Origin of the sequence: Rickettsia koreansis (assembly GCF_046532895.1) — a bacterium.
GTDB lineage: Bacteria > Pseudomonadota > Alphaproteobacteria > Rickettsiales > Rickettsiaceae > Rickettsia > Rickettsia rickettsii.
This window is the reverse complement of sequence record NZ_WHLZ01000001.1, coordinates 262226-288063: the sequence shown is the minus strand read 5'-3', so window position 1 is coordinate 288063 and position 25838 is coordinate 262226. Positions and strand designations below refer to the sequence as shown.

Here is a 25838-nt window from a genome sequence, read left to right as displayed (position 1 = left end):
ATGGCAGAGATTATAACTAATATAGATGATACTATTAAAAAAAACGATGAAGTGACTGAGATATCGGCTGCAGTAAAAGATAAAATAGTTGATATAAAAAACGTAGATAGTAGATTAGATACTTTGAATAAAAATATTGTTACTACCGATCCTATTCAACAATATTTACAATCTGAAGAATATATCACTAGTACGCTTGAAGTACTTGCCAGTAAAATTATTAGTGAAGTTGTAGAAAATAAAGATATACAAAAATTAGTAGATAACTTGCATATCAATTTAGAACAAGATATAAAACTAATACCTAGTGTAGCAGATAAGCTAAAGTTTGATGTCGCAAGGGCTGAAGCAGCACTTAAGGGTTTTGTACTTCCTCTAAATAAAGGGGGACCTTTTGATGAATTATTATTGATGGGTATAGAAGATGAAGAAGAAATCTTTGCCAATCCTATAAGAGCAACTAAAGAAGCATTAATAGCCGTAAGCGGAAAGTCTATACCTAAAGAGCAATATGCACAGGCTGTAAAAGATCAAGCTATAGAAATCTTAAAACAAGATCCTAAAAACACTCCAGACAAACTTGAGAAATATGAAAAATTTATTATGCAAGGGGATAAAAACCAGAAATTTAATGAAGATAGTAAGCAGTTTATCCCAAGAGTAAATCAATTATCTCAAGTGGAATTTAAGGAATTACAAAAGGCAGCCACTTATACGGTGCAGCAGATTAGTAATAGATTAGAAAAAAATAATAAAATTAGTAAGCAATTAGAACAAACTATTATACTGACTAACTCATCAGGCATAAAGAATCCTGAAATAATAAGGGAATTAAATAAGTTAGATTCTACTTATCTAACTGAGAATAGTACTAAAATAGCCACTGAATTAAAAGATATTAATGATAGAGGCATGTCTTTATGGGAAAAATTTAAGCAGATATTTACAGGTAGAAACTATTTGGAAAAAAGATTAGGAAAAGTTGTAGATAAATATATTACTCTGAGTGATGGATATGTAGTGAAGACAATTAATGATAAAATCTTTTCAAATGCTTTAACAAATCCTGAAATTACTGCAGGTCTAACAAAATTTTTAAATGACAATAAAGCTAAAGTAGCAACTAATCCTGAATTTAAAAATTTAATTCCTGTTACGGGTGAGCCTATTATAGTTCAACCGCAACAAATGAATAATTTTAATTTAGCGGAACTCAGAAAAATCAATCCAATAGCATTTGATAAAACCATATTTGAAGATTCAATAAAACTAAGAAGTGCTAATATAAAAATTCCGCAAATCACTCCTAATACTTCTACTAAAAATCAAGCAGCAGTAAGAAGAAATGGTTAAATTTTAATATAACTTCATCATTGTGAGGAGGCTTTGTTACATTACTTCTCTGTCATTCCCGCGAAAGCGGGAATCTAGATTTTTTATTGTCACCCCGTGGTGTGACCACGGGGTCTTGTATTACCAGCTGAGTCCTAAGATACCGCGATCAAGTCGCGGTATGACATTAAAGGTTACTAGACTGCTGCTTTCGCAGAAATGACATCAGAACATAAAGATTTAGGTGAGATGCTTAAATACTCCTCTTTCCATAATTCATTATAAAGAATAGGATCGATATTACCGCCTGAGATTAGTACTAGTAATTTTTGAGGTTTGGATTGTGTTTTTAAAAAATTTACCACTGAAATCATATTTATACTACTTGACGGCTCGCATATTACTTTAAGTAAATGAGTAAGCCACGCAGTCCAGTAATATATTTCATATTCTTCTGCTAAATAAAAAGCATCAAGTTTTTTCAGATATTCAAATGTACGAGCTGATATACTCAAGGTTTTAAGACCGTCCGCAATAGTATTCGGAGCATAGTTAAATCTATATGTTTTATTATCTTTAACAGATAAATAAGCATCATTGGCATTTAAAGGTTCTGAACCTATTAACAAGCTTGTCGGTGATATTAATTCTTTGGCAAGATATGCGCCGGAAATTAAACCGCCGCCACCGCAAGAGGCAAAAATAGCATCAGGACTAAAACCTAGCTGCTGTAATGCTTCATAGCATAACGTGCCTGCTCCTGCTATTGTAGAATCACTATCGGAAGGATGCATATAGTAAAATCCTTGCTTTTCATCTTCTTTTGCTTTTTCTTCTGCTTCTTGTCGAGTATATGTATATATAACTTCACCGCCGTAATAAAGAGCTGCTTGTTGTTTTACTTTTGAAGTATTTAACGGTAAATAAATCCTTGTTTTAATACCGAATAATTTACTCGCATAAGCAAGACCGATTCCATGGTTACCCGTACTATAACCGACTATTTTATCAGGTAATTTTCCTTGCTCTTTTAATTCTAATAAATGATTTAACACGCCTCTAACTTTAAATGCACCGGTTTTTTGTAATGATTCAACCTTAAAAAAAATCTCATGACCGAGCATCTCATTTAAGCTTTCAGAGTGAACGATCGGAGTTAAATGTAGATATTGTTTTATTCTATTATGTGCGGCTGCTACATTTTGAGGAGGTTGTAGTAATAAATTCATAAATATAATTAATAATGGTAGCTTGAAATCAGGTTGATCCTATATTATATAGTTAATAATTAGAAAATTTAAAAGGTTTTAATTGATGAATAAAAAATCCCTTCCGTTAATGGCACTGAGAGATATGGTAGTATTCCCGGGAGTAATTGCTCCTATTTTTGTGGGTAGGCCAAAATCGTTGCAAGCACTCTCTCATACTACCATTTCCGAGGAAGATAATAGTAAATATATTTTAGTAACTTTACAGAAAAAATTTGATCAAGAAAACCCTAGTACACACGAACTTTATAACACAGCTATACTTGCCAAGATTATCCAAATAGTGAAGCTGCCTAATAATACGGCAAAAATCTTAATAGAAGCAGTAGCAAGAGTAAAGTTAAGCAATATCAAAGGCGAGGAAGCTTTTGAAGCAAATTACGAAATTATTCCAGATGAAGAAATATTTGACGTTAATAACATGCGTTCACTCGTTGATAATGCAGTACAACTATTTAGTAAATATGCGATTAATGATAAGAAAGTTAATGCAGAAATTATTGAAACTATCAATAAAGAAATAAGTAATAGCACTAATTTCATAGATATTATAAATATATTAGCCTCACATTTGATAACTTCACTTGAGGCAAAGCAGCATTTATTAGAAGAAACTAGTCCTTTTAAGCGTATCACTACGGTTATTAGTACGCTTACTTCCAATATAGTAAATTCAGAAACCGAGCAGGCATTGCAGCAAAGAGTAAGAAAGCAAATCGAAAAAACGCAGCGTGATTATTATCTGCACGAACAAATGAAAGCTATTCAAAAAGAGCTTGATGAAGATAAATCAGAACTTGCCGATATTGAGAAAAAAATTAAAAGTTTAAAATTATCAAAAGAAGCAAAAGAAAAAGCTGAGGCTGAACTTAAGAAACTCCGTACCATGAACCAAATGTCAGCGGAGTCGGGAGTAACGCGTAACTATCTTGAGACATTGCTTAGCCTGCCTTGGGGTAAGTATGATAATAGAAAAATAGATATTAACCAAGCAGAGAAAATTTTAAATCGTGACCATTTTGGACTCGAAAAAGTTAAAGAACGAATTATAGAATATTTAGCGGTATTACAGCGTTCAAGTAAAATTAGAGGACCTATATTATGTTTAATAGGTCCGCCAGGGGTCGGTAAAACTTCACTTGTAAAATCTATTGCCGAAGGAATGGGCAGAAAATATACTAAACTTGCGCTCGGCGGTGTTAGAGACGAAGCAGAAATCAGAGGGCATAGAAAAACTTACCTTGGATCAATGCCCGGTAAAATTTTAGGTCAACTTAAGAAAGTTAAGACTAGTAATCCTGTAATGCTGCTTGATGAAATCGATAAAATGAGTTCTGATTTTAGAGGTGATCCTGCATCCGCTTTGCTTGAGGTATTAGACCCTGAGCAGAATAGTCACTTTGTTGATCATTATCTAGAAGTAGAATATGATCTATCAAATGTAATATTTATTGCTACTGCTAACTCTAATGATTTACCTAGAGCTTTAAGTGATAGAATGGAAAAAATATATATTTCCGGTTATGTAGAGGAAACAAAGCTCCAAATTGCCAGAAATTATTTAGTTCCAAAACAATTTAAAATGCATAAAATCAAAAAAGATGAAATTACTATATCCGAGACGGCAATTTTGGATTTAATTAGATATTATACCAAGGAATCAGGTGTAAGAGCTTTAGAGCGTGAAATAGGGGCATTAACTAGAAAAGCATTAAAGCAGATTTTAGCAGGTAAAAGTGTTAAGCATATCGCCATAGATAGTAATCATCTTGAAGAATTTTTAGGAGCTAAGAAATATAATTTCGGGCTTGCCGAGAAAGAAGATCAAATAGGAAGTACTACGGGACTTGCTTACACTGAAGTAGGAGGAGAGCTTTTAACTATAGAGGCTTTAGCATTTCCAGGGAAAGGTGAAATAAAGACCACCGGAAAACTCGGTGATGTTATGAAAGAATCGGCAATGGCTGCCTATAGTTGTTTTAGAAGCAGAGCAACAAATTTTGGATTAAAGTACGATAATTATAAAGATTTTGATATTCACATTCACGTACCGGCCGGAGCTATTCCAAAAGATGGACCGTCTGCCGGTTGTGCTTTGTTTACGACTATTGTTTCGTTGATGACTAAAATACCCGTACATTGTACTGTAGCAATGACCGGTGAAATTACTTTAAGAGGCAATGTTTTACCTATAGGTGGTCTTAAAGAGAAGTTACTTGCTGCAAGTAGAGGAGGTATTAAAACCGTGTTGATTCCTGAAGAGAATGTCAAAGATTTGAAAGATATACCGCCGAATATAAAAGAAAGCCTAGAAATTATATCTGTATCAAATATTGATCAAGTACTTAAGCATGCTTTGGTAGGAACACCGATAAATAAATAGAGATTTGTTAATAGTTAAAATATCATATATTAAATTAATGCAAGCTATAGTAAAGTAATTCTTTTTGACTTTTCAATCAAACTGCGATTTTTCTTGCTTAATTCCTGACTATCTTGAACTCGCCTATTATATTATAGACTCTCTTCCTTACGCCTGTCACTCAATTGGGCTGAATTGACTATATTGTTGAGTGGATCAATTTCACCTCTGTCATACCGTGGCTTGACCATGGGATCCAGTTAAAAATACTAATAATTTTAGTATTTTTTATTGTTTTTATGGACCCTGTGGGGGGTGACACAGTAATGCTGCTACTACTGCGGCAGCTACTCAAAGCGGCGTATTTGAGGTAGTAAAATCCATGCCTACAATAAAAGACAAAACAGCTTAGTTTATCTTTCTGCTTTCCAACTTTCATTGAGAAATTCCTTTAACTTAATTCTAAATACATAATTAAATTTCTACACTACCAAGTAACAATATTTTTTTGGTACAGCGTCGTTCAGAAAGTTTGATACAAGTGAATTTTCTGACATGCGCCTTTGCTCACGTACTGTTGTACGTTCCGCAGGCTCAGTAGTCCATGCATCTTGTCTAAAGCTTTCTGAATCTAGCTCTATCTGCTTCTATTTTATTATTGTAAAAAAGTTGCTACAAATTATTAATTAAATGTATTGGGGTTAATATTAATGAAAGAATCACAAATATTAAGAAAATTTTTAGCAACGGCATCATTATGCGGAACATTATTCACTAGCTCTAATACTGCAGGAGCAACAATTCCTAATCTCGGTAGCGTAAGCTTGAGTACCGGTGCTGGTCTTGTAGGAGGAGTATTGAATAACGGCAGTATTTATTCAAAGGGCTTGGAATTAAAATATCGGCAGATAAAACAAATGCTGTTATTGGCGGGATAAATACATTAATAGCACTACCTGCTTTTGGTGGGGGTGAGGTAAGTCAAAATGTATCAATAGGTGCTCTTAGTGAAACAGTAGGTCTTACTCCTAATTTCGCTCCTCTTAAATTTATTAATAATAATGTTACGTCAATTGTTACCGGAGTCGTTAATCAAACATTTAGTAATATAGATTGCGCCGGTAAGAATTCTACTTTACAAATTAATAACGGTTTAAATATTACAACTCAGATAGATAATACGGTAGCTGGCAATAACTGTACAATAACATTTGTATATCAAATCACATAGGTCTAACTAACTCTCTTTCCGGAATAAATGTAGGAAACGGGTAATATAAATAATACTACCGGCGTTGACGGTCAAGGGATACTAAATCTAGCTCATGATCTTGGTAGTAGTAACATAATAACAGGCGATATAGGTAATATGGGCTCATTAGCTGCAGTACATTTTTTTTGGGCGGCAACACTTAATTCTACAATATTAAAAGCTACTAATATTAATTTACAAAGTAATACGTCCGTACTTAATTTATATGACGACATAACGGTTACGGGTAATATAGACGGTGCTAACGGAGTAAACAGAAATTTTATAGGGAATGCTATACTTAACGGAAATATAAATAATTTCAATATACTTCAGTGTAATGGAGGTAACGGTAAGATTCTTGATTTACAAGGTAATACTACGGTAAATAGTATTGTTTTTGCAGATAGTGTTTTAGCTTCGGGAACTATAAGTGTTAATGGTCTATTAGATGTAGGAGGTATTACTTTTAATAATAGTAATGCTAGCGGCGGTACTTTAATAATAAATACCGAAAATACAATCAATGTTGCATTATTAAACGCTATAAAAGCAAAAATACAAATAAATGCTAATTTAACAATCAATGATCCAAGTGCCGGAGATATAGGTGATATTAGAATAGCAGATAATACGACATATACAATAGATGCAGCAAATGGGAATGTAAATTTGCTAAAATAATAATTTAAACAAATCTGGCAATGATGAATATGGAATAGTGAGAATAGGAACAATCACAAAATACCTAACTATAGCAAATAACGGTAGACCTTATACTATAGAATACCCATCGCCTTAAGAATTTCATAGTAGACGGAGCAGGTGATATCGTAGTCGATAATACGGTATTTACGAAGACTTAGTATGAATAGCAGGTAACATTTAACCAAGCTTTAGACCTAGGAGCGGGTGGTAACATATTATTTAGGGCAGATGGTGAGTTAATAGTAAATGGTGTGACCAGTTCAGTTTACGACCTCTGCAAATAACCAAGGCACACTGACAATACAAAGTGGTAATGTTAACGGTACGATTGGAGCTAACGGCAGCAGCTTAAAACTCGTAAATATCGGAGCAAACCCCATTACGTTCTCAGCTAATGTATTTGTTCCCGTAGCTTTAAATAAGAATGGCTCTATCTTAGCTTTAGCAGATGGGGGTACGCTAACCGGTAACGTAGGAGCAAATGGAGCAGTACTTAGCACCGGCGGTGTAGGCGGTACATTGAATTTTATAGGTGACGGTAATGTAACTCATAGGTACGGATGCTGCAAATAGCCCTGCTAATATAAATATCCCTAACTTTACTTAATTCAGTAATATCCATTGCGGCAATTAATTTTTGTGTTTCTGCGGTATTTTCTTTCTATATAGTTCTTATTAATTCTTGATTTGAGGGTTGAAACCATCTAAACATAATTATTTTCTTATTAAATTCTATAAATTTTAATATTTTGTTAAAAATGAACTTATAGATAGAATCACAATAAAAAGTTTTAAGGATACAATAGAAATTTAACTAAAAGTACGAAAATGAGTTGAGGTTGCTTTAAGGAATATACAAAGTTAGTTTTTTATAATATTTAAAATTCGGAATTGAAAAGAGTTTAATATAACAATTAAAACAAAAGGCGAATAAAAGGAGCATATGAATTTTTTAGAAAATGACAGGAAATCCCGAAACTCTGAAAGGGCTTGGCGAGAGTGACGGGACTCGAACCCGCGACCTTCTGCGTGACAGGCAGATGCTCTAACCAACTGAGCTACACCCCCTTGTATACTCTTCTGCTTTTAAGAATTGCTCTTTCATTTTATCAAGGATTGCATCCTCATCTATTAAGTATAGGCTGCGGGTGCTCACCTCTCAAAATAAAATTCAATTCTTGAAATCATTTGGGTGTACATAAGAGATAACAATGTATATAACAATTCTTCTATTTCTGCAAGAGTAAAATATCGTATTTTATCAAAAAATATACAGAACCTAACGTTTAGATTTTATAGCTTATTCCTAATATTATAATTACTAGATATCTCTATTAATCCAAATTAGTCACTACTAGTTGAAGCCTTGAAAATTATTATCCTTTTTAAGGGCTTTGTTAAAAAAGAAAAACCTATTGGTTACATTTATATTAACAAGATCTTACTTTATTAAAAATTATTATAGATTTTATATGACTAAACCATATGTCATTAAATGAACTACTCCTTTTGAGCGTATTAAACTTTATAATCCTATACCCAATATTGCTCTTAGCAGTGCTATTATTATGCAGGCAATAATAGATGCAATACTTCTACCAAGAAAGAGGCAACAAAAGCAGAATATAACGCTAAAAAATGTTTTTTTGAAAATAATGAAAATTTTAATGCTACCTAAATCAGCATTGAGACTAATTATGTAAGAAAGACTGCTAAAAAACTAATTAAATCGCAACAAAATAAGGATAAGCGTCCTAAACTCTACGGCTAAAGTTTAAATAAATTAATTTGTAATAAAACTTGAAATTACTCTAAATATAAATTAATTGTATAGGTGTTACTTAGTAACGCCTATATATTAATTATTTTCAGATTATAAAGGTTATTTATGATTATTTCAGTTTCAGGTCAACATATTTCTATCGGTAATAATTTACAAGAATATTCAAAAGAGAGGGCTACGCAAGTCGTTAAAAAATATTTTACCGATATAATAAATATAGATATACATTTTTCAAAAGAGGGAATTAACTTTAAATGTGATATTATAGTAAAATATGGTTCAGGTAAACATAATATAGTCAAAAGTAATGATAGTTGTAGCGATATATATGTAGCTTTTGATAAAGCTATGTCAAAACTAGAAAAACAGCTTAGAAAATATAAATCAAAATTCAAAAATCATCATGCGGGTAAAGTAAAAATATCAGAAATTGCTTACGAAGGTACCAAATATATTATTAATCCGCAATCTGATAGTGAAACTTCTAACGCCGAAGATAATGATAATCCGGCAATTATTGCTGAAAAGCCTTTAGAAATATTAAAATTATCAGTAAAAGAAGCGGTAATGAAAATGGATTTAGAAGATTTACCTGCAGTAGTATTTAAAAATATAAATAATGATCGTATCAATATAGTTTATTATCGTAAAGATGGTAATATTTCTTGGGTAGATTATAATTAATGCTCATTATCCCTTACAAAGGGGTTACACCAAGAATCGATAAAAATAGGAAATAATACTAACGTACAAGACGGTAGTGTAATTTATACTTCAAGATTTAATAGACCGGTAGAAATAGGCGAAACTATCGGTCATCTCTCTCTTATTCATGCCTGTACAATACATAATAATGCTTTTATCGGTATGAGTGCTACGATAATGGATTATGCAGTAATAGAAGAATATGCTTTTATTGCTGCAGGCAGTCTTATCCCGCCAAAGAAGATAATTAAATCTCAAGAATTATGGATGGGATCCCCTGCAAAATTTGTTAGATATTTAACTGATCAAGATTTAGAATATATGCAAGATAATATAAGAAATTATGTAGAACTTGCAAATGTTTATAAGATACTCGTTTAATTTGAAAAATTGGCGTCGTCTATCTACTTTTCACGTATCAAGAGTATATAAGGAATCCTTAAATGCCTTAACCGTATTTTTAAGTAAAAACGCAATAGTCATAGGTCCGATGCCGCCTGGTACGGGAGTAATATATTGTACTTTAGACTGAACATTTTCAAAATCAACATCACCGATAATTTTATTGTCGCTAATTCTATTAATGCCTACATCAATTACTATAGATTCAGGATTAAAATATTCTGCAGTTAATTTTAAAGGTGAGCCTATTGCAGCAACGACAATATCGGCTTTAGAAGTAATAGAGCGTAAATTGTGTGTCTTAGAATGACAAATAGTAACGCTGCAATTTTCTTTTAACAGTAAAGCACTTAAAGGTTTTCCTACTATATTTGAGCGTCCAATAATTACAACGTTTTTACCGGTTAAATTAGATTCGTATTTTTTTATAACTGCAAGACAACCAAGAGCAGTGCAGGGAATAAAGCCTTGACTAATTCCGCTATGCAAGTAACCGACATTTAAAGGGTGGAAACCATCGATATCTTTGGAAGGTGATACTGCCGATAAAATTTTATTTTTATCTATGGAGCTTGGCAAAGGAAGCTGAACTATAATTCCTGAAATCTCGTTATCAAGGTTTAACTCATTGATTTTTGATATTAAATCATTAGTATGAATAGTAGCAGATAGATTTATTAATAAAGTATAAATTCCTATTTTATGTGCATTTTTTATTTTGTTTCTTACATAAATAATGCTTGCCGGATTATCGCCTACTAGGACTATAGCAAGCTTCGGTGAAGCGTTGGTTTGGCTTGTAAGTTCTTGAATTTCTAGCTTTAAGTCTGCTAGTATCTCATTGGCTAATGCTTTACCGTCAATTATATTATTCACTCTTATTTTTGTCTCCGTTCAGTTTTAACGTCATTGCAAGGAAATTACGTAAGTAATTGACGAAGCAATCTCAGGAGTTTGTTATTGTTTCATGAGATTGTCACGCTCTCTACGGTTGCTCGCAATGACGATCTCTTTATTTAGTAACGCTCTTACTTCTTTTTCCCGTATTTTTGGTAGTAGAATACTCAAAATGTAGAGCCTTGCCGTCAAATACTCTACTATAAGCATGATGAAGACTGCTTGCCGCTTCAGCAAAACCTGTAAGAATCAGCTTAAGCTTACCAACATAATGAGCAATATCGCCAATGGCGTAAATACCTGCTATATTAGTTTGATAATAGGAAGAGTCTACTTCAATATGGTGAAGTTGAACATTTAACCCCCAATTTGCTAAGCTACCTAAATCTTGTTTTAAACCAAAAAAAGGTAGTAATATATTGGCATCCAATTTGCGAGTATTATTTTGTAAATCTTTAACTATAACCGATTGAAGTTCACTATTATTACCATCTAAAGCATTTAATTGATAACCGGTTACTAACTCGATTTTATCGGTTTCTGCAATATGCCTTAATTGCCTTACGCTTTCAGGAGCTGCCGTAAATTTATCCCGCCTATGTACTAAATATATTTTATTTGCAATATCTGAAAGAGAAATAGCCCAGTCAACAGCCGAATCCCCGCCGCCTGCTATAACTACATTTTTACCCGCAAATTTGCTTTTATCATTGATGAAATAAAAAACCGACTTGCTTTCAAAGTCTTCAATATTCGCAAGGGGCGGTTTGTTTGGACCGAATGAACCTGCTCCTGCTGCAATAATAATAACTTTGCTTTTAATAAGAGTGTTTTTTGAGGTTTTAATTTCAAAAAAATCATCTTGTTTATTTAGCTCTATAGCTTGCTGATTTAAATGATATATAGGGTTAAAAGGAGCTGCTTGAAGTTCTAACTGTTTTATTAGCTCTTCTGCTGCAATTTTAGGATATGCCGGTATATCGTAAATAGGCTTTTCAGGATATAGGGTAATACACTGACCACCGATAACTTCTTGTGCATCAATAACATGACATTTCATGCCAAGCATTCCTGCTTGAAAAATTGCAAATAATCCAACCGGACCGGCACCTATTATTACAACATCAGTATTATACATACTTTTTATATTTAAATTTTAAAAAGGATTTTATTGGATATTGAGGAAATAATCAATGGTTATATGAGTATATTTATAGAAATCCAATACTTTCGCAGGGGGATTTTTAAAAACTGTCGGATATTATACTAGACAAGATGCATTTAAAGGTTGTGCTGCATTCCACTTTTCTTCTATGGGTTCTAATATATCCGATTTTATCTCGGCTTTGTTTTTTAGCATACCGAATAATGAGATTTTTTTAGTATTTATAGGTAATATTTGTGCTATTTCCCTATCTCTTTTGGTAATTATAATAGATTCTTTATCTGTTTGTAATTTTTCTATTATTGCAAGGCAATGAGATTTAAATTGACTGATTGCTATTTTAATAGTCATTTTATAACCTGCAAAAAATAAAAGCATTATTATACTATAATAGTCAAATAAAGTGGTCAATTATATTTCTATTTATAGCTAATTTGGGCTATATTCATTATATTTTAATGTAAAAATAAAATTTAAAGAAAAACCAAAACAAATTCTGTGGGGAAAATATCATCAATTCATATTTAAATATAACCATTTCTTAAACTAGCCTTGTAAAATCGTTAAACTTTGTAAAAGATTAATAATAGAAATTAATTATTTTTATTATAAATTATGAAAATTAAGATTCTACAAAATATTATCGGTTTTATTATCTTAACTATAAGTACGGGCAATAGTTTTGCCTCCTCCGCCAATGTTTTTTCCTTGTTAGTGCGATGGTTTTACCGTCTTGTATAGTTCGGCTACTCCTTTAGCTTTCGGTACGTATGTTCCAACTGTCTATACTCTGCAAACAAATACAATTATAATAAAGTGTACTTTAGGCACTAATTATACTCTATATTCTTGACTTTTAATTCTTTTGCCAGTTCCACTATCGTACCTGTCAATATATAGATAAACAAAGGTAATAGAATAGCAACTATGACGATACAAAATAATGATTATGCACCTAAAAAGTTTCAATTAATTCGTTTAAAGTATACATATAAAGATGGTATAGAAGAATATAAAGAAACTAAAGATTTAGTGGCAACTCCGGTAACATTTACCTTACATGATGATAAAATAATACAATTGATACGGGTAGCTTTAAAAAACACACAGAATTATTCTACTAAAGCAAAAGACTATAGAATTTTTATAAAAGAATTACCTCGTAGAGTGAAGTTAGAGAATAGTGTTACCTCCACCGTAGATCTTGTTGTTCAGCATAGTATACCTATAACAATATCAGGTTAAAAATCTTTAAAACTAAATAAATTAAAGTAATGTGCTTTTTAAATACAATAATATCGGTTTTTATAGGTATTATTTTTTTATACCGGTGAGTTTTGCAGATGGAGTTATCTCTGAATCTCTTGGCGATACTTCGCCTTGAATCGCAGCGGATACAAACGTACATGAGGATCAGGAGTTAGGGTTATTGCCCCAATTACCTCTAGCAGTAGAATTTGAGAATAGCGCTAATGAAATTGCGGGTGAGGGTGAATTGATGGTTTCGTTAGAAGTGAAGTATAACGAAACCGATATATTGCCGACTATAGTACAAAACGCTCAAGGTCATTATTTAATTCCTCTTGAAGATATAGAACATTTTGATGTTCAAGAAGATGATCTTAAGCAGGGTTTAGTGAATTATCATGATACTGCATATATTAATTTAGATTTGCTTGAGGGTACTAAATATGATTTAAACTTTGAGAATTTAAATTTAAATATTACTTTTCCAGCGGAAAAAATGCAACCTCAATCATTTGATGCTTCAGGTGGTCCTATGAAGAACGTCGATACTAAACTTATTAGTGGGGTATATTTAAACTATGATGTGACTCTTAGTCCAAATGATGATATTAATTATTTAGCCGGAGTAGAGGAACTCAATTATTTCACTTAAAACGGTGTATATAGTCATAGCTTCTTATTTTAAACTGAAGCCGTTAAATCAAATTTTTCTAAAATCACAAATACCACAAAAAACCAAAATAAATTTACACGTTTAGACACAAATTGGACATATGAGAATGTGGATAAGATGACTAATTGGTGGGTAGGGGATCATAGCATAACTAAAGTGTCTTCTTGGTCTAATTCAACTAGATTTGCTGGTATTCAGTATGCTACTAATTTTGCAGTTAGACCGAATTTAGTTACCTATCCATTACTGGATTTTAGAGGGAAATCAGAACTTCCAAGCAGTATAGAGATATTTTCAAATAGTATACCTATATATAATGCTAAAGCTCATATGGGGGATTTTGATATAACCAATATTCCGGTTATCACCAGTAGAGGTGATTTAATAGTTAAAACGCAAGATATAACCGGCAAAGTTCAGACAATTACTATGCCTTATTACGCATCACCGAGTTTATTACGTCCCGGGCTTTCACATTTCTCTTACGAAGTAGGTTGTCAAAGACAAGATTTTACTATATATAGCAATGCTTATAAATATTTAGTTCTAAATACTGATTATATGCTTGGTATGAATGATTATTTAACAAGCGGCGGACATTTTGAATTTTTAAAAAATAATGGAGCAGTAGGGGCACTAATAATTTAAAAATCGGAAATTTTGGCATTATAGGCATTTCAGCTGCAAATAATATCAAAAATTTCGGGCGCTCTCAAAGAATTAATTGCGGCTATACTTATGAATCGGAATATTTTGATATTAATAGTAATTTAGATTGGAATAATAGTAATTATCAGGACGTATATAACTATCCCGATAAAATTTTCTCAAGTTTAAATTATCAGATTGCAGCTAGCTGTGGTAATACCGATTTTGGTAATATAAGTGTTAATTTTGTGTCTTTTGTCGTAAATAACACAATGCAAAAAGGTAAACGCTCAAATATATTATCATCAACTTATCAAAGAAATATTACTAAAAAAGGTTTCTTAAGTTTTACTATAGGTACCGATTTAAACAGTAAACGTCAAAATAATTTTGCCTATATACCATTTAACTTAAATTTAGATTCCAATAAAAGCATTTCAGTGACCGATTTATATCAAAATAAATATAATACGAAGCAACTTGGTGTTTCCTCACCGATTACTTCAAATATGGGATGGGGATATAATGCTAACCTGATCAAAGCTAAAGCTACAAATTACAATGTACAAGTTAACCGTAACGGTAAAAATAATGATATTGGAGTTTATCTGCAGAAAAATGATACCGAACATAATGAAACAGTTTAATATCAAAGGAGGAATTTTCTCTATTGATAAAAGCTATTATGAGACAAGACCGATTAACGGAGGTCTTGCTTTGATTAAAGTAAATAGTTTAAAGAATGTCGGGGTTTATAATAATAATCTATTAGCGGGTGATACCGATGATAAAGGTAAAATGCTTGTACCTCACTTAACACCGTATGTTCCTTCCAAAATAAGACTAGACGTACTTTTTAATACAGAGTTTGAAGAAATGGCTTTGAAAGTTGCTCCAAGAACAAAATCAGCGGTATTATTAGACTTTAATATTAAAATAATTAAAAGCATTGAAATGACAGTATTTGATAGTGATAAACATTTTATTCCATTTGATAGTACGTGAGTATTGAAGTTTTAGATGAAGAAATATTTGTAGGCTATGACGGTAAGATACATATTAAAGATCTTGAATTATTAAACGGTTCTATTTGTGACGAGAATGAGGAGAATAATAAATGCTGTCATTTTAGCGTACCGGTTAATAGAGATTTAAATGACCCTGTAATTGATTTAGGCGAAGCAATATGCAAATGAAGACTTTATTGTTGCTCCTGTGTGGACTAAAAACGCTCCGTTGTCATACCGTGGCTTGACCACCACGGTATGACAAATTCTTTTTAAGCAATGTCAAGAAATCAATAATAATATTATTAATCAACATGATTATATCAGGAAATGCTATGGCGTTACTTGCAACATGTAATCCTTCAGTTCCAACCGTAAATTTCGGTAGTTTTAATGTCGGTGCCGTTAGCACAAATTCCGTTACTGCTTCAGTTACTTGTAGTACTTTATTATCACTACTTGTTAGTTATACCATAACTTTTAGTACAGGAGCTGCTAATATTTATAACCCAAGAAATATGATTAATGGGGTACGTAAGCTGAATTATAATTTGTATAAAGATGCCGGTTTTACTCAAATCCTCGGTCACGGTACTAGTAGTACTGTAACATTTACCGATAGCTATACACTAGGTCTTGAACCGGTCACAAAAAACTATACCGTATATGCACGCCTGCCGTCACAACCTCTTGCTGCTGCCGGCACGTTTCAAGACACTATTACCGTAACCCAGCCATGGCTATATAATAAAAAATCTTTAAAATCAAAATTCTTCAGCCTAGGTTCTAACTTTGTTGCTTGCATGGATTGACTCCTAGGGTGCTAGACATTGTTGTCCGGTATTATGAAGCTGTATTTTTATTATAATATCAAAAACAATTTAATAGTATTTTGTAGTTACTTAATATTTTTAACTTAAATAAAGGTCGAATTTATGAAAAATGAAGCACAACACAATTTTACACAATGGGAAAAGTTTGTGTAGATAAGAAGCTAATAGATGAAGAGTGGAAACTTAACGAATTTGAAACAGGGAAAGGGAGTGATGAGCGTTTTGGAAATGATGTCGCAGGGGAACCGCTACCACTAGATGGGCATATTCTTAATGGTGGGCGTACAGATTACAGATTGGGTCAATGCTACTAATCAAGAAATAAGAGCGGAATTAAAAGATCCAACGTTTAACTGGATAAACTATATCATTAGAAGGTGAGAAAAAACTTACAATAGAATGGGATTATACTGCGTCACATAAAACTTGCGGTTATATAGTGCAAATGACAAAAGCAGAGTGTACCTTTGAAAATAGACTGAAACACTATGCAACACTATGATTTAGAAGAAATTTATAGTGAACTTTCTGATAAATTTCCTTACTGGGATCATACATTAGCTCCTTCTAAATGGAATCGATCCTTAAACTTATGTCTACGCGAAAATGCAACCGGGAACCACGCAACGTTGCCTTACTTCCGCAGGATAAGACTGTTTGTGCCTTAAGAAAGCATAATATTTGTACAAACTATTCTATATAGTAATCAATAGTGATTTGTGTCAAGTTAAAAATCTAAAAAAAAATAAATATTTATATTGAATAAATTATTATTCTCGTGTCTACTTAAGTGAAGATTCTATACACTGAATATGGTGTCATTTTTTCAAAATAAGCATTATAAATAACGCCTACAACCCCATTAGTACCTATAATGAACACGCTTAAAAAAAATAAATTTCAAATCACTATAAACAACAACCATAACAATTTACTTACTCCTTTCGGTAAAGCTATTCTGCGAGATCGATATCTTATGAAAGGTGAGGATTTTCAAGATTTATTTGCAAGAGTTTCTAGTTATTATGCCGAAAATAAACAGCATGCTCAGAAGTTATATGAATATATGAGTAAAATGTGGTTTATGCCAGCAACACCAATCTTAAGTAACGGCGGAACGGATAGGGGGCTTCCTATTTCATGCTTCTTGAATGAGACCGATGATAGCTTAGACGATATAGTAAATTTATGGACAGAAAATGTTTGGCTTGCTGCACGCGGTGGCGGGATTGGTAGTTATTGGGGTAATGTTCGTGCTATTAATGAAGGGATTCGTGATAAAGGTCATTCATCCGGTATTATACCGTTTATTAAAGTAATGGATTCTATGACTCTTGCTATTTCGCAAGGTTCTATTAGACGAGGTTCATCGGCTGTATATTTGCCTATTAATCACCCTGAAATTGAAGAATTTATCGATATAAGACGTCCGACAGGTGGGGATGTTAACCGTAAAGCTCTTAATATTCATCACGGTATAGCTATAACCGATGAATTTATGAAAGCAGTTGAAAACAATACGGATTTTGACCTTGTTAGTCCTGCTACCAAAAAAGTCGTAAATAAAGTTAGAGCAAGAGATTTATGGGTTAAGTTATTAACTACTAGAATAGAAACAGGTGAGCCTTACTTGTTATTTATCGATAGTGTTAATAAATCTATCCCTGAGCATCATAAAAAATTAGGGCTTCAAGTTAAAATGTCTAATCTTTGTAGCGAAATTACATTGCCGACGGGAATTGACCATCTAGGAAAGTCAAGAACTGCTGTTTGCTGCCTTTCCTCTTTAAATTTAGAGTATTATGAAGAGTGGAAAGATGATAAAGAATTTATCCATTCTATTATGTTGTTCCTTGATAATGTTTTGGAAGACTTTATTAATAAAGCACCGGATACTATGGCAAGAGCTAAATATTCGGCTTTACGTGAGCGAAGCGTTGGACTTGGCGTAATGGGCTTCCACTCATTTTTGCAAATGAAAAAAGTACCGATAGAATCGGTTATGGCAAAAGTTTGGAATAAAAAAATATTTGAATATATATCTGCTGAAACTGATAAAGCCTCAATAGAAATCGGTAAAGAAAAAGGAGCATGTCCTGATGCTCTAGATGCAGGCAGTAATGAACGATTTAGTAATAAAACCGCAATAGCACCTACCGCCTCAATTTCGGTAATAGCAGGTAATGCCTCACCCGGAATAGAGCCGTTTGCCGCTAATAGCTTTGTACAAAAGACTTTAACCGGTTCTTTTAACGTGCGTAACAAACATTTAGAAAAGTTATTAGAGGAGAAAGGATTTAATAATGATCAAGTTTGGTCTTCGATTGCAACACATGAAGGATCAGTACAACATTTAACATTTTTATCCGAAGAAGAAAAACAGGTTTTCAAAACCGCTTACGAAATTGATCAGAATTGGCTAATTGAACTGGCAAGCGATCGTACTCCTTACATTACGCAAGCACAATCTTTAAACATCTTTTTACCGGGGAATGTTAGTAAGAAATATTTAAATAATATTCATTTTAAAGCCTGGACAAAAGGAGTAAAAAGTTTATATTACTGTAGATCTACATCAATACAGCGAGCCGATAAGGTCTCGCATGACGTATTAAAGGCCGATTTTAAAGATTTAGAGGAACAAAACGATAAGTTATCAGAAGCCGGTAACTACGAAGAATGCTTAGCTTGTCAGTAAGTATAATATAACTATTCAAAGATATTTTTAGACCCAACAAATGATGTAGCATTTAAAAAATTGTTTACGGATAAAACAAGGTGACTAGGCTTTCTCAATAATATTATGAGGTTACCTGAAGAGTTAAGGATTATCGACCTTGAATATATTTCAAACGAACAAGTGCCGGATTTAGGACAGAATAAAAGGAGTATAGTAGACGTAAAAGTTCGAGATAACTCCGGCAATATTTATATTGTTGAGATGCAAAACGGCTATGCCGATGCTTTTTTAGCAAGAGTACAATTTTACAGTTGTATAGCATTTTCTTCGCAATAAAAAAGAGGAAAAGAATATGCTGATCTAGCTTCTGTAGTAATGGTAGTAATTACTTCTGGATTTCAGGCATTGCCCGAGGAAAAAGAATGTATTAGCTATCATCAAACTATTAATGTCGGCAACGGTAAGCATCAACTGAAATGCTTGTCTTACGTATTTGTTGAATTAGACAAATTTACCAAAGAAGCAGATGAGTTAGAAAGTTTAGAAGATGATTGGTTATATATGATGGCTAAATTCGATAGAGCAAAAGAACCCCCGCAACATACAAAAGATGAAAATAGTACTATCAGTTTATAAAACTATTGAATAATTTAACTGGAGCGAAGCAGAATATGATAATTATATTAAAGTGATACTGGATACTCAAACGGAAGAGTTAAATCAAAAAAGTAAATATAATGAGGGGGGAAAGCTGAGGGTATTGAAATTAGAGACACTAGAAGAAATACAGAAATAGCAAAAGAAATGTTAGCGGATGATGAGCCGATAGAGAAAATAATTAAGTATACTAAGCTTTCAAAAGAAGAAATAGAAAAATTAAAAGAAGAAAAATTATGTCACTACTTGATGCAAAGCCAATTTATAAACCGTTTTCATATCCATGGGCATATGAAGCTTGGCACACTCAACAAAAAATTCATTGGCTACCGGAAGAAGTACCGCTTGCCGACGATGTTAAAGATTGGAAATATAACTTAACTCCAGGGGAAAAACATCTATTAACGCAAATATTTCGTTTTTTTACACAGGCAGATATTGAAGTGAATAATTGCTATATGAAGCATTATTCACGAGTATTTAAACCGACTGAAATATTAATGATGTTATCGGCATTTTCTAATATGGAAACGGTACATATCGCGGCATATTCACATTTACTTGATACGGTAGGTATGCCGGAAGTAGAATATTCAGCATTTCTTAAATATAAGGAAATGAAAGACAAGTATGATTATATGCAGCAATTCGGAGTGGATGCCAAAGAAGATATAGCAACTACACTCGCAGTATTTGGAGCTTTTACTGAAGGATTACAGCTATTTGCTTCTTTTGCGATCATGCTTAATTTCCCTCGTTTTAATAAAATGAAAGGTATGGGACAGATTATTGCTTGGTCAGTGCGTGATGAAACACTTCATACTAACTCAATTATTACTCTGTTTAAGACTTTTGTAAGAGAAAACCCTGAAGTTTGGACAGAAACTTTACGTAAACGTATTTATGCAGCTTGTACGACTATTGTGCATTTTGAAGATGCCTTTATTGAACTTGCTTTTGAAGTTGGCGGTATTGAGGGATTAACGTCATATGAAGTAAGACAATATATTCGTTATATTGCCGACCGTCGTTTAATGCAGCTAGGACTCAAAGATGTATATTTGGTAAATCATAATCCCCTTCCTTGGCTTGATGAAATGCTAAACGGAGTCGAACATACGAACTTTTTTGAAAATAGAGCAACTGAATATTCAAAAGCAGCGACTACCGGTTCATGGGAAGAAGTATTCACTGAGATAGACGCCAAAAGCGGAGGCTAAATAATATACTCAGATAGCACTTGAAAAATTGGCAGCCATGTCTTTGTAAATCCTAGGATGCTGAACATGTTGTATCGAAGTATACATATTAAAAACAACAATAACAAAAAATTAAAAATACCTGATCTTTATTTTTAAAAATTTTTTAAAATAGATTTAGAATATTTAAACATTTCGAGTAATTTTATGGCTGTTATAAATAATAAAAACTATCAAAAAGTTATAGAAAAAGTTTTATCTTCTTCTAAACTTAATAAAGTACTAAAGAGTGTAATTCAGGACTTATCATCTTCAAAGAGTATAAGCTTAAGAACGATATTACTCGGAGCAAGATTTATTTTAACTAATCCTATAAATACTTATAATCTTGTTAAGCTTGCTAACTCTTCTGAGATATATCTTGATCCGGAATTTCAAAAATCACTTCTTAAACAATCTCCAATATGGGAATTTTTAAAAAAACATTCGGATGATTTGCCTAAAATAGGTCAAATCTTAGCAAATGTGGGCTTTAGAGAATTTCAAGATAAAAGTGCTTTAGATAAAAAGGGACTCAAAATACTAAAAGAATGTTTTAAAAATGAACAAGTACTTAAAAAACTTCAAGAAATTGCAGTTGAAGTAAAGCAAGAGCTACCGAACTGGAATAAAGTGACTTCTAGAACTTTAGATATGCTGGTTACCGATAAAAACTTCCAAAAATTCTTTAACGAAAAGAGTGAAGATATTACGAAATACATACGTACAGGAGCAACTGAAATACTTCCAAGCGATTATATAAAAACTTTTGATGATATATTACAAAAACCCGAAAAGAAAAATTTATTAAAAATATTTAATGAACATCCTGAGTTTAAACAAGAGCTGGCTAAAAATATAAACAATCCTAATACTCTAAAAAGATTTAATAAGTTATCTCCTGAAACACAAATAATTATTGAAAATTTCTTAGAAGAAGCAAAAGAACAAGCTAAACCTTTCTTAAAAGAACATTTTGAAACCTACAAAATTGATCTTAAAATTTTAGATATTATTCCTACTTTATTAAATAAAATGCCTGAGACAAAAGAGATTTTTGATACTCTTAATGCTCCAAATCAAGGTGTAATGATATCTCTTGAGAAATCCTTAGAAATGGTAGATGGTGATGATAAATTAAAAAGTTTTTTTGCTAATAATAAAACAATCTTACCAAATATTGCTTTAGGTATTATTGAAAATACTCCTAGCGTACAAAGCATAACAAAAGAATATTATTTTGATAAACAAATGCTTAGTATTGTAGGCGAAGTTATGTCAAAACCAGAAATTGCTCATGAGATTATTGCAGACTTAAATAAAGGCGATTATATGAGTTTAACCGGTAATATAATCTCCGCCCTTAATGATCCTTCATTTAAATTAAAAGATATATTAGTAGAGCAAAATAAAGAAGGTCTATTTGATAATTTAATTACAGGAGTTTTAGAACAAGATGCAAAAAATAGCCAAACTATAAAACAACAACTTATAAATTATGGTCTGGAAGCGAGTGATGTTACAAAACTAACGAGCATCATGCCTATATTACTTGATAAATCTGAATCATTAAAAAAGGTTTTTCGAGATTTTATTAAAGGTGATTATACGGGAATGGCAAAAGAGTTAATAGCTTTAACTAAAGATAATCCTGAAATTAAAAAATATTTAAACAATAATAGAGAAATATTTGCAAGTATTTTAGATAAAACTTTAGTAGAAATACCAGGTATAAATAACCTTGATAAGAAAGAATTATATAATGTACTTCCATCAATGTTAAACCATCCTAATGAATTAGTTAAAGTTATAGAAGAGGTTGAAAAAAGTAATTATCGTGGGGCTGCTAGTGCTATATATAATCTAGCTCAAAAAACAAATTATTTGGAAGGGCAATTGCCGAATATTATAAAAGCAGGTTTTAGCTATGCTACTGAAAAAGTAAAAGACGTATTTAGTCCATCACAAGATTTTAAAGATAAAACTATAGATGAAATTACTCTTAGAAATAATTTACATAAAATACAAAATGGAAAATTCAGCTTAGAGGGAGCTATATTAGTAGGTAATTTATCTAATATCGACTTCTCAGGCATATCATTAAAAAATGCAGATTTAACTAAAGTAACTTCTTTAAAAGATTGTAATTTTAAAAATATTAATTTAGCAGAGGCTAAATTACCTGATAATTTAATGCTACTTACTGATACTTACAATCTTGATAAGGCTATCCCTCCTTTAGTACCTAAACTAATTAAAGAACAACAAGCAAAATTAATTGATAAGGCAGTTGATAAAGTATTTTTACAAATACAAGCTGAAGGAAAAAGAAATGTACTTAGTAAAAAAAAAATTGCTCAACAAGTAAAAAGATTATATGAAGAAAATCAAACGATTCAAGACTATATTATAGAAAAACTAAATTCACTACCTATGAATATGGTTACTAACCTAGCTACTCCTAGAACAAATCAATATAAACATATTACAAATCATGTACATTCTCCATTACAAATATTGAACCCTTTATATGAAAATATTACAAATAAACAAAATATTAAAAGTAATTTATTGGCAAATATTTTAAGCGAGAAAATATCACAAAAACTTTTTGATAAAGGTGATAATAGAGGTGAAGATTTTTACATGATGAATCAGATGCTAAAACCTATCGTTTCTGAATATTCTAAAGAAAATCCTGATAATATAAATAATTTTTTAGAGCCAAAAAATCTAGAAAAGTTAGCAAGTAATATTGCCTCTACTTTATATTCTAAATCTAAATATACTGGGGTAGGCACTATCACCGGTGGAATTTATTTACCAAAAGAAATCTTCAATGAACAGTTAAAAGATAACTTGAAAAATGAGTTCAAAAATATTAATAAATTAAATGTTTTAAAAGAAGCAAAAAATATAGTTTCAAATTTAGATAGTAAAGTGCATATAGTAGATAATCACGATAAACCACATACTTACGCATCATTACCTACAAAAAGTAAACAAATACAAAGATAACTCCATACATCTTAGATCAAATTGATTTAATTACCATATTATGTAATATAAATTAAAATATTTAAGTAGTGCTTAATTTATTTCTTTGAATCAATTTTAAGATAATTTAATGTTTATGTAATTAAATATATTTCATTATTTTTATGGCAGTTACAAATTCCATTAAAGATATTAAATTAAAGAATTTTAATAAAACTGTTAAAAGGACATTATCTTCTCCTGATGCAGAAAGGCATTGACAAACTTTATTTATGACCTTGCATCTCCAAAGTAAAAAATATTACCAGTTAGTATAGGAGCATTATTAAAAGGCGCGAAGTTTGCCTTCACTAATCCCGTAAATAGTTATAATCTTGTTAAACTTGCAAGCTCCTCTGATATATATCGTGATTCAAAGTTTCAAAAATCTGTTCTTGAAAAATCCAAATATAGGATTTTCTAAAAAAGCATGCCGATGATTTACCAAAAATAGGACAAATCTTAGCAAAAGCAGGTTTTAGAGAATTTCAAGAAGGTAGTTTTCTAGATCACAAGGGTCTTACAACATTACAAGAATGTTTTAAAAATGATGCTGTACTTAAAAGCCTTCAAGACATTGCACTTGAGATACAGCAAGAAGTACCGGACTATAATAAAGTAACTTCTAAAACATTAGGAATGTTATCCACGGATAAAAATTGCTTAAAATTTTTTAATGAAAAAGGTAACGATATTGCGCATTACATAACTGAAATACTTCCAAGCAACTATATAAAAGCTTTTGATGATATATTACAAAAACCTCAAAGTAATGACACATATGCAAAAGTTATAAAAATATTTAATGAACATCCTGAGTTTAAACAAGAGCTGGCTGAAAATATAAACAATCCTAATGCTCTAAAAAGGTTTAATAAATTATCTCCTGAAAAATAAATAATTATAGAAGGTTTCTTAATAGAAACTCAAGAACAAGCTAAACCTTTCTTAAAAGAATATTTTGAAAGCTATAAAGTTGATGTAGATACTATTCCTACTTTATTAAATAAAATGCCTGAAACAACAGAGATTTTTGATACTCTGAATGCAAATCAAGGAGTAATGGTGGCTCGTGAGAAATTTTTAGAAATGGTAGCGGGTGACGATAAATTAAAAAGTTTTTTGCTGATAATAAAACAGTCTTACCAGATATTGCCTCAGCTATTATTGAAAATACTCCGAATATACAAAGCATGACGCAAGAATATAATTTCGATAAACAAATGCTTAGTATAGTAGGTGAAGTTATGTCAAAACCGGAAATTGCACATGCTATTATTACAGATATAAATAAAGGCGATGATATGACAGTAACAAGCCGTGTAATTACTGCTTTTAACGAACCTTCATTTAAGTTAAAATATATTAGTAGAGCAAAGTAAAGAAGGTTTATTCGATAATTTAATTAAAGGCATTTTAGAGCAAGATGAAAAAAATAGCCAAACTATAAAACAGCAGCTTGAAAATTATGGACTAGAAACAAAAGATACTACAACACTGATGAATGTAATGCCTATATTACTTGATAATCCTGAATAATTAAAAAAGGTTTTTGATGGATTTGTTAAAATACGGGAATAGCTAAAGAATTGGTAATGTTAACTAAAGATAATCCCGAGATCAAAAAATATTTAAACGATAATAAGGAAATATTTACAGGTATTTTAGATAAAACTTTAAAAGATGTACCCGGTATAAATAAGCTCGATAAGAAAGAATTATATAGTATACTAACACCTATGCTCAATCAACCGGATAAGCTGATTCAAATCTTAGAAAATATTGAAAATAAAAAATATATTAATGTTGCTACTAGTATAGGTAGTTTAGTTTGGAAAGAAGGGCAAGCACTAAATATTATTAAACAAATACTAAATGTTGTTAAAGCGGGAGTTGGTTATTGTAATCAAAAATCTGATAAGAAACCAGAATTAGAAAATAAAG

The 25838-nt window shown here is 31.6% G+C and carries 22 protein-coding genes, 1 tRNA gene and 6 pseudogenes; 23 read left to right on the top strand and 6 right to left on the bottom strand.

The annotated features are described in order from the left end of the window. Entirely contained in the window at positions 1-1353 is a 1353-nt protein-coding gene (locus tag GCO76_RS01625; RefSeq protein WP_410955950.1) for a hypothetical protein, read from the top strand. A gap of 176 nt (positions 1354-1529) precedes the next feature. Here the strand turns inward: GCO76_RS01625 and GCO76_RS01620 are convergent, their stop codons facing one another. Continuing rightward, entirely contained in the window at positions 1530-2561 is a 1032-nt protein-coding gene (locus GCO76_RS01620) for a serine/threonine dehydratase (protein WP_410955949.1), read from the bottom strand. A gap of 85 nt (positions 2562-2646) precedes the next feature. Here GCO76_RS01620 and lon point away from each other — a divergent pair, with 85 nt between their 5' ends. From lon to GCO76_RS01605, 3 genes are all read left to right on the top strand, one after another. After that, positions 2647-4983: an endopeptidase La gene (lon, locus tag GCO76_RS01615; RefSeq protein WP_410955948.1), complete on the top strand. Its 2337-nt coding sequence runs from the start codon at positions 2647-2649 to the stop codon at positions 4981-4983. Between the two features lie 689 nt (positions 4984-5672). Then, positions 5673-5900, top strand: coding sequence for a hypothetical protein (locus GCO76_RS01610; protein ID WP_410955947.1), 228 nt, complete (start codon positions 5673-5675; stop codon positions 5898-5900). Positions 5901-6331: 431 nt separating this feature from the next. After that, positions 6332-6898: a hypothetical protein gene (locus tag GCO76_RS01605; protein WP_410955946.1), complete on the top strand. Its 567-nt coding sequence runs from the start codon at positions 6332-6334 to the stop codon at positions 6896-6898. Between the two features lie 284 nt (positions 6899-7182). Here the strand turns inward: GCO76_RS01605 and GCO76_RS01600 are convergent, their stop codons facing one another. Together GCO76_RS01600 and GCO76_RS01595 are read right to left on the bottom strand one after the other, a co-directional pair. Continuing rightward, positions 7183-7422, bottom strand: a complete 240-nt coding sequence (locus GCO76_RS01600; RefSeq protein ID WP_410955945.1) for a hypothetical protein — start codon at positions 7420-7422, stop codon at positions 7183-7185. Positions 7423-7913: 491 nt separating this feature from the next. Continuing rightward, positions 7914-7990, bottom strand: a tRNA-Asp gene (locus tag GCO76_RS01595). Between the two features lie 449 nt (positions 7991-8439). Between GCO76_RS01595 and GCO76_RS01590 the strand changes: the two are divergent. The 3 genes and pseudogenes from GCO76_RS01590 to GCO76_RS01580 form a co-directional block, all read left to right on the top strand. Further along, positions 8440-8693: pseudogene (locus tag GCO76_RS01590) on the top strand (hypothetical protein). A 117-nt stretch (positions 8694-8810) separates the two neighbouring features. Beyond that, on the top strand, positions 8811-9389 hold the full coding sequence (hpf, locus tag GCO76_RS01585) for a ribosome hibernation-promoting factor, HPF/YfiA family (protein WP_410955944.1): 579 nt from the start codon (positions 8811-8813) through the stop codon (positions 9387-9389). Between the two features lie 33 nt (positions 9390-9422). Next, a pseudogene (locus GCO76_RS01580) lies at positions 9423-9791 on the top strand (gamma carbonic anhydrase family protein); the annotation flags it as partial. A 30-nt stretch (positions 9792-9821) separates the two neighbouring features. Here GCO76_RS01580 and folD read toward each other — a convergent pair. From folD to GCO76_RS01565, 3 genes are all read right to left on the bottom strand, one after another. Continuing rightward, positions 9822-10688 (bottom strand): bifunctional methylenetetrahydrofolate dehydrogenase/methenyltetrahydrofolate cyclohydrolase FolD, encoded by an 867-nt coding sequence (gene folD / locus GCO76_RS01575; protein ID WP_103897050.1) that lies wholly within the window; start codon positions 10686-10688, stop codon positions 9822-9824. Between the two features lie 136 nt (positions 10689-10824). After that, entirely contained in the window at positions 10825-11847 is a 1023-nt protein-coding gene (locus GCO76_RS01570) for an NAD(P)/FAD-dependent oxidoreductase (protein ID WP_410955943.1), read from the bottom strand. 123 nt (positions 11848-11970) lie between these two features. Beyond that, the gene (locus tag GCO76_RS01565) at positions 11971-12225 is read right to left on the bottom strand and encodes a type II toxin-antitoxin system Phd/YefM family antitoxin (protein ID WP_410955942.1); all 255 of its coding nucleotides are present in this window, start codon (positions 12223-12225) and stop codon (positions 11971-11973) included. 264 nt (positions 12226-12489) lie between these two features. Between GCO76_RS01565 and GCO76_RS07920 the strand changes: the two are divergent. The 16 genes and pseudogenes from GCO76_RS07920 to GCO76_RS01490 form a co-directional block, all read left to right on the top strand. Continuing rightward, positions 12490-12718, top strand: a pseudogene (locus GCO76_RS07920) (spore coat protein U domain-containing protein); the annotation flags it as partial. A gap of 83 nt (positions 12719-12801) precedes the next feature. Beyond that, the gene (locus GCO76_RS01560; RefSeq protein WP_410955941.1) at positions 12802-13119 is read left to right on the top strand and encodes a fimbria/pilus periplasmic chaperone; all 318 of its coding nucleotides are present in this window, start codon (positions 12802-12804) and stop codon (positions 13117-13119) included. Between the two features lie 184 nt (positions 13120-13303). Next, positions 13304-13774, top strand: coding sequence for a hypothetical protein (locus tag GCO76_RS01555; RefSeq protein ID WP_410955940.1), 471 nt, complete (start codon positions 13304-13306; stop codon positions 13772-13774). A 138-nt stretch (positions 13775-13912) separates the two neighbouring features. Beyond that, positions 13913-14443, top strand: a complete 531-nt coding sequence (locus GCO76_RS01550; RefSeq protein ID WP_410955939.1) for a fimbria/pilus outer membrane usher protein — start codon at positions 13913-13915, stop codon at positions 14441-14443. 248 nt (positions 14444-14691) lie between these two features. After that, the gene (locus GCO76_RS01545) at positions 14692-15090 is read left to right on the top strand and encodes a hypothetical protein (protein WP_410955938.1); all 399 of its coding nucleotides are present in this window, start codon (positions 14692-14694) and stop codon (positions 15088-15090) included. Further along, on the top strand, positions 15077-15448 hold the full coding sequence (locus GCO76_RS01540; protein WP_410955937.1) for a hypothetical protein: 372 nt from the start codon (positions 15077-15079) through the stop codon (positions 15446-15448). The genes GCO76_RS01545 and GCO76_RS01540 overlap by 14 nt, the downstream gene beginning before the upstream one ends. Further along, positions 15445-15639 (top strand): hypothetical protein, encoded by a 195-nt coding sequence (locus GCO76_RS01535; protein WP_410955936.1) that lies wholly within the window; start codon positions 15445-15447, stop codon positions 15637-15639. Before GCO76_RS01540 ends, GCO76_RS01535 begins: the two co-directional genes overlap by 4 nt. A 125-nt stretch (positions 15640-15764) precedes the next feature. Then, positions 15765-16262 carry a Csu type fimbrial protein gene (locus GCO76_RS01530; RefSeq protein ID WP_410955935.1) on the top strand — a complete coding sequence of 166 codons (498 nt, stop codon included), beginning with the start codon at positions 15765-15767 and terminating at the stop codon, positions 16260-16262. 149 nt (positions 16263-16411) lie between these two features. Further along, positions 16412-16664, top strand: a pseudogene (locus GCO76_RS01525) (chitin-binding protein); the annotation flags it as partial. 64 nt (positions 16665-16728) lie between these two features. Continuing rightward, positions 16729-16855 (top strand): annotated as a pseudogene (locus tag GCO76_RS01520) (chitin-binding protein); the annotation flags it as partial. Between the two features lie 302 nt (positions 16856-17157). Then, positions 17158-18981, top strand: coding sequence for a ribonucleoside-diphosphate reductase subunit alpha (locus GCO76_RS01515; protein ID WP_014014333.1), 1824 nt, complete (start codon positions 17158-17160; stop codon positions 18979-18981). 105 nt (positions 18982-19086) lie between these two features. Next, positions 19087-19299, top strand: coding sequence for a PD-(D/E)XK nuclease family transposase (locus GCO76_RS01510; RefSeq protein ID WP_410955934.1), 213 nt, complete (start codon positions 19087-19089; stop codon positions 19297-19299). Between the two features lie 39 nt (positions 19300-19338). After that, a complete protein-coding gene (locus GCO76_RS01505) occupies positions 19339-19599 on the top strand; it encodes a hypothetical protein (protein ID WP_024704552.1) in 261 nt (86 codons plus the stop codon). 257 nt (positions 19600-19856) lie between these two features. After that, positions 19857-20840, top strand: coding sequence for a ribonucleotide-diphosphate reductase subunit beta (locus GCO76_RS01500; protein ID WP_410955933.1), 984 nt, complete (start codon positions 19857-19859; stop codon positions 20838-20840). A 186-nt stretch (positions 20841-21026) separates the two neighbouring features. Then, a complete protein-coding gene (locus GCO76_RS01495; RefSeq protein WP_410955932.1) occupies positions 21027-23876 on the top strand; it encodes a pentapeptide repeat-containing protein in 2850 nt (949 codons plus the stop codon). Positions 23877-24019: 143 nt separating this feature from the next. Continuing rightward, positions 24020-25807, top strand: a pseudogene (locus GCO76_RS01490) (pentapeptide repeat-containing protein); the annotation flags it as partial. Positions 25808-25838 lie beyond the last annotated feature (31 nt).

What these genes read in the sequence shown, in the direction of transcription:
- hpf (WP_410955944.1), top strand. Translation starts at nt 8,811, where the DNA reads ATGATTATTTCAGTTTCAGGTCAACATATTTCTATCGGTAATAATTTA.
- GCO76_RS01515 (WP_014014333.1), top strand. Translation starts at nt 17,158, where the DNA reads ATGAACACGCTTAAAAAAAATAAATTTCAAATCACTATAAACAACAAC.
- GCO76_RS01620 (WP_410955949.1), bottom strand. Translation starts at nt 2,561, where the DNA reads ATGAATTTATTACTACAACCTCCTCAAAATGTAGCAGCCGCACATAAT.
- GCO76_RS01500 (WP_410955933.1), top strand. Translation starts at nt 19,857, where the DNA reads ATGTCACTACTTGATGCAAAGCCAATTTATAAACCGTTTTCATATCCA.
- GCO76_RS01505 (WP_024704552.1), top strand. Translation starts at nt 19,339, where the DNA reads ATGGTAGTAATTACTTCTGGATTTCAGGCATTGCCCGAGGAAAAAGAA.
- GCO76_RS01510 (WP_410955934.1), top strand. Translation starts at nt 19,087, where the DNA reads ATGAGGTTACCTGAAGAGTTAAGGATTATCGACCTTGAATATATTTCA.
- GCO76_RS01560 (WP_410955941.1), top strand. Translation starts at nt 12,802, where the DNA reads ATGACGATACAAAATAATGATTATGCACCTAAAAAGTTTCAATTAATT.
- GCO76_RS01495 (WP_410955932.1), top strand. Translation starts at nt 21,027, where the DNA reads ATGGCTGTTATAAATAATAAAAACTATCAAAAAGTTATAGAAAAAGTT.
- GCO76_RS01530 (WP_410955935.1), top strand. Translation starts at nt 15,765, where the DNA reads ATGATTATATCAGGAAATGCTATGGCGTTACTTGCAACATGTAATCCT.
- GCO76_RS01625 (WP_410955950.1), top strand. Translation starts at nt 1, where the DNA reads ATGGCAGAGATTATAACTAATATAGATGATACTATTAAAAAAAACGAT.
- GCO76_RS01565 (WP_410955942.1), bottom strand. Translation starts at nt 12,225, where the DNA reads ATGACTATTAAAATAGCAATCAGTCAATTTAAATCTCATTGCCTTGCA.
- GCO76_RS01550 (WP_410955939.1), top strand. Translation starts at nt 13,913, where the DNA reads ATGACTAATTGGTGGGTAGGGGATCATAGCATAACTAAAGTGTCTTCT.
- GCO76_RS01610 (WP_410955947.1), top strand. Translation starts at nt 5,673, where the DNA reads ATGAAAGAATCACAAATATTAAGAAAATTTTTAGCAACGGCATCATTA.
- GCO76_RS01605 (WP_410955946.1), top strand. Translation starts at nt 6,332, where the DNA reads ATGGGCTCATTAGCTGCAGTACATTTTTTTTGGGCGGCAACACTTAAT.
- GCO76_RS01570 (WP_410955943.1), bottom strand. Translation starts at nt 11,847, where the DNA reads ATGTATAATACTGATGTTGTAATAATAGGTGCCGGTCCGGTTGGATTA.
- GCO76_RS01540 (WP_410955937.1), top strand. Translation starts at nt 15,077, where the DNA reads ATGAAACAGTTTAATATCAAAGGAGGAATTTTCTCTATTGATAAAAGC.
- lon (WP_410955948.1), top strand. Translation starts at nt 2,647, where the DNA reads ATGAATAAAAAATCCCTTCCGTTAATGGCACTGAGAGATATGGTAGTA.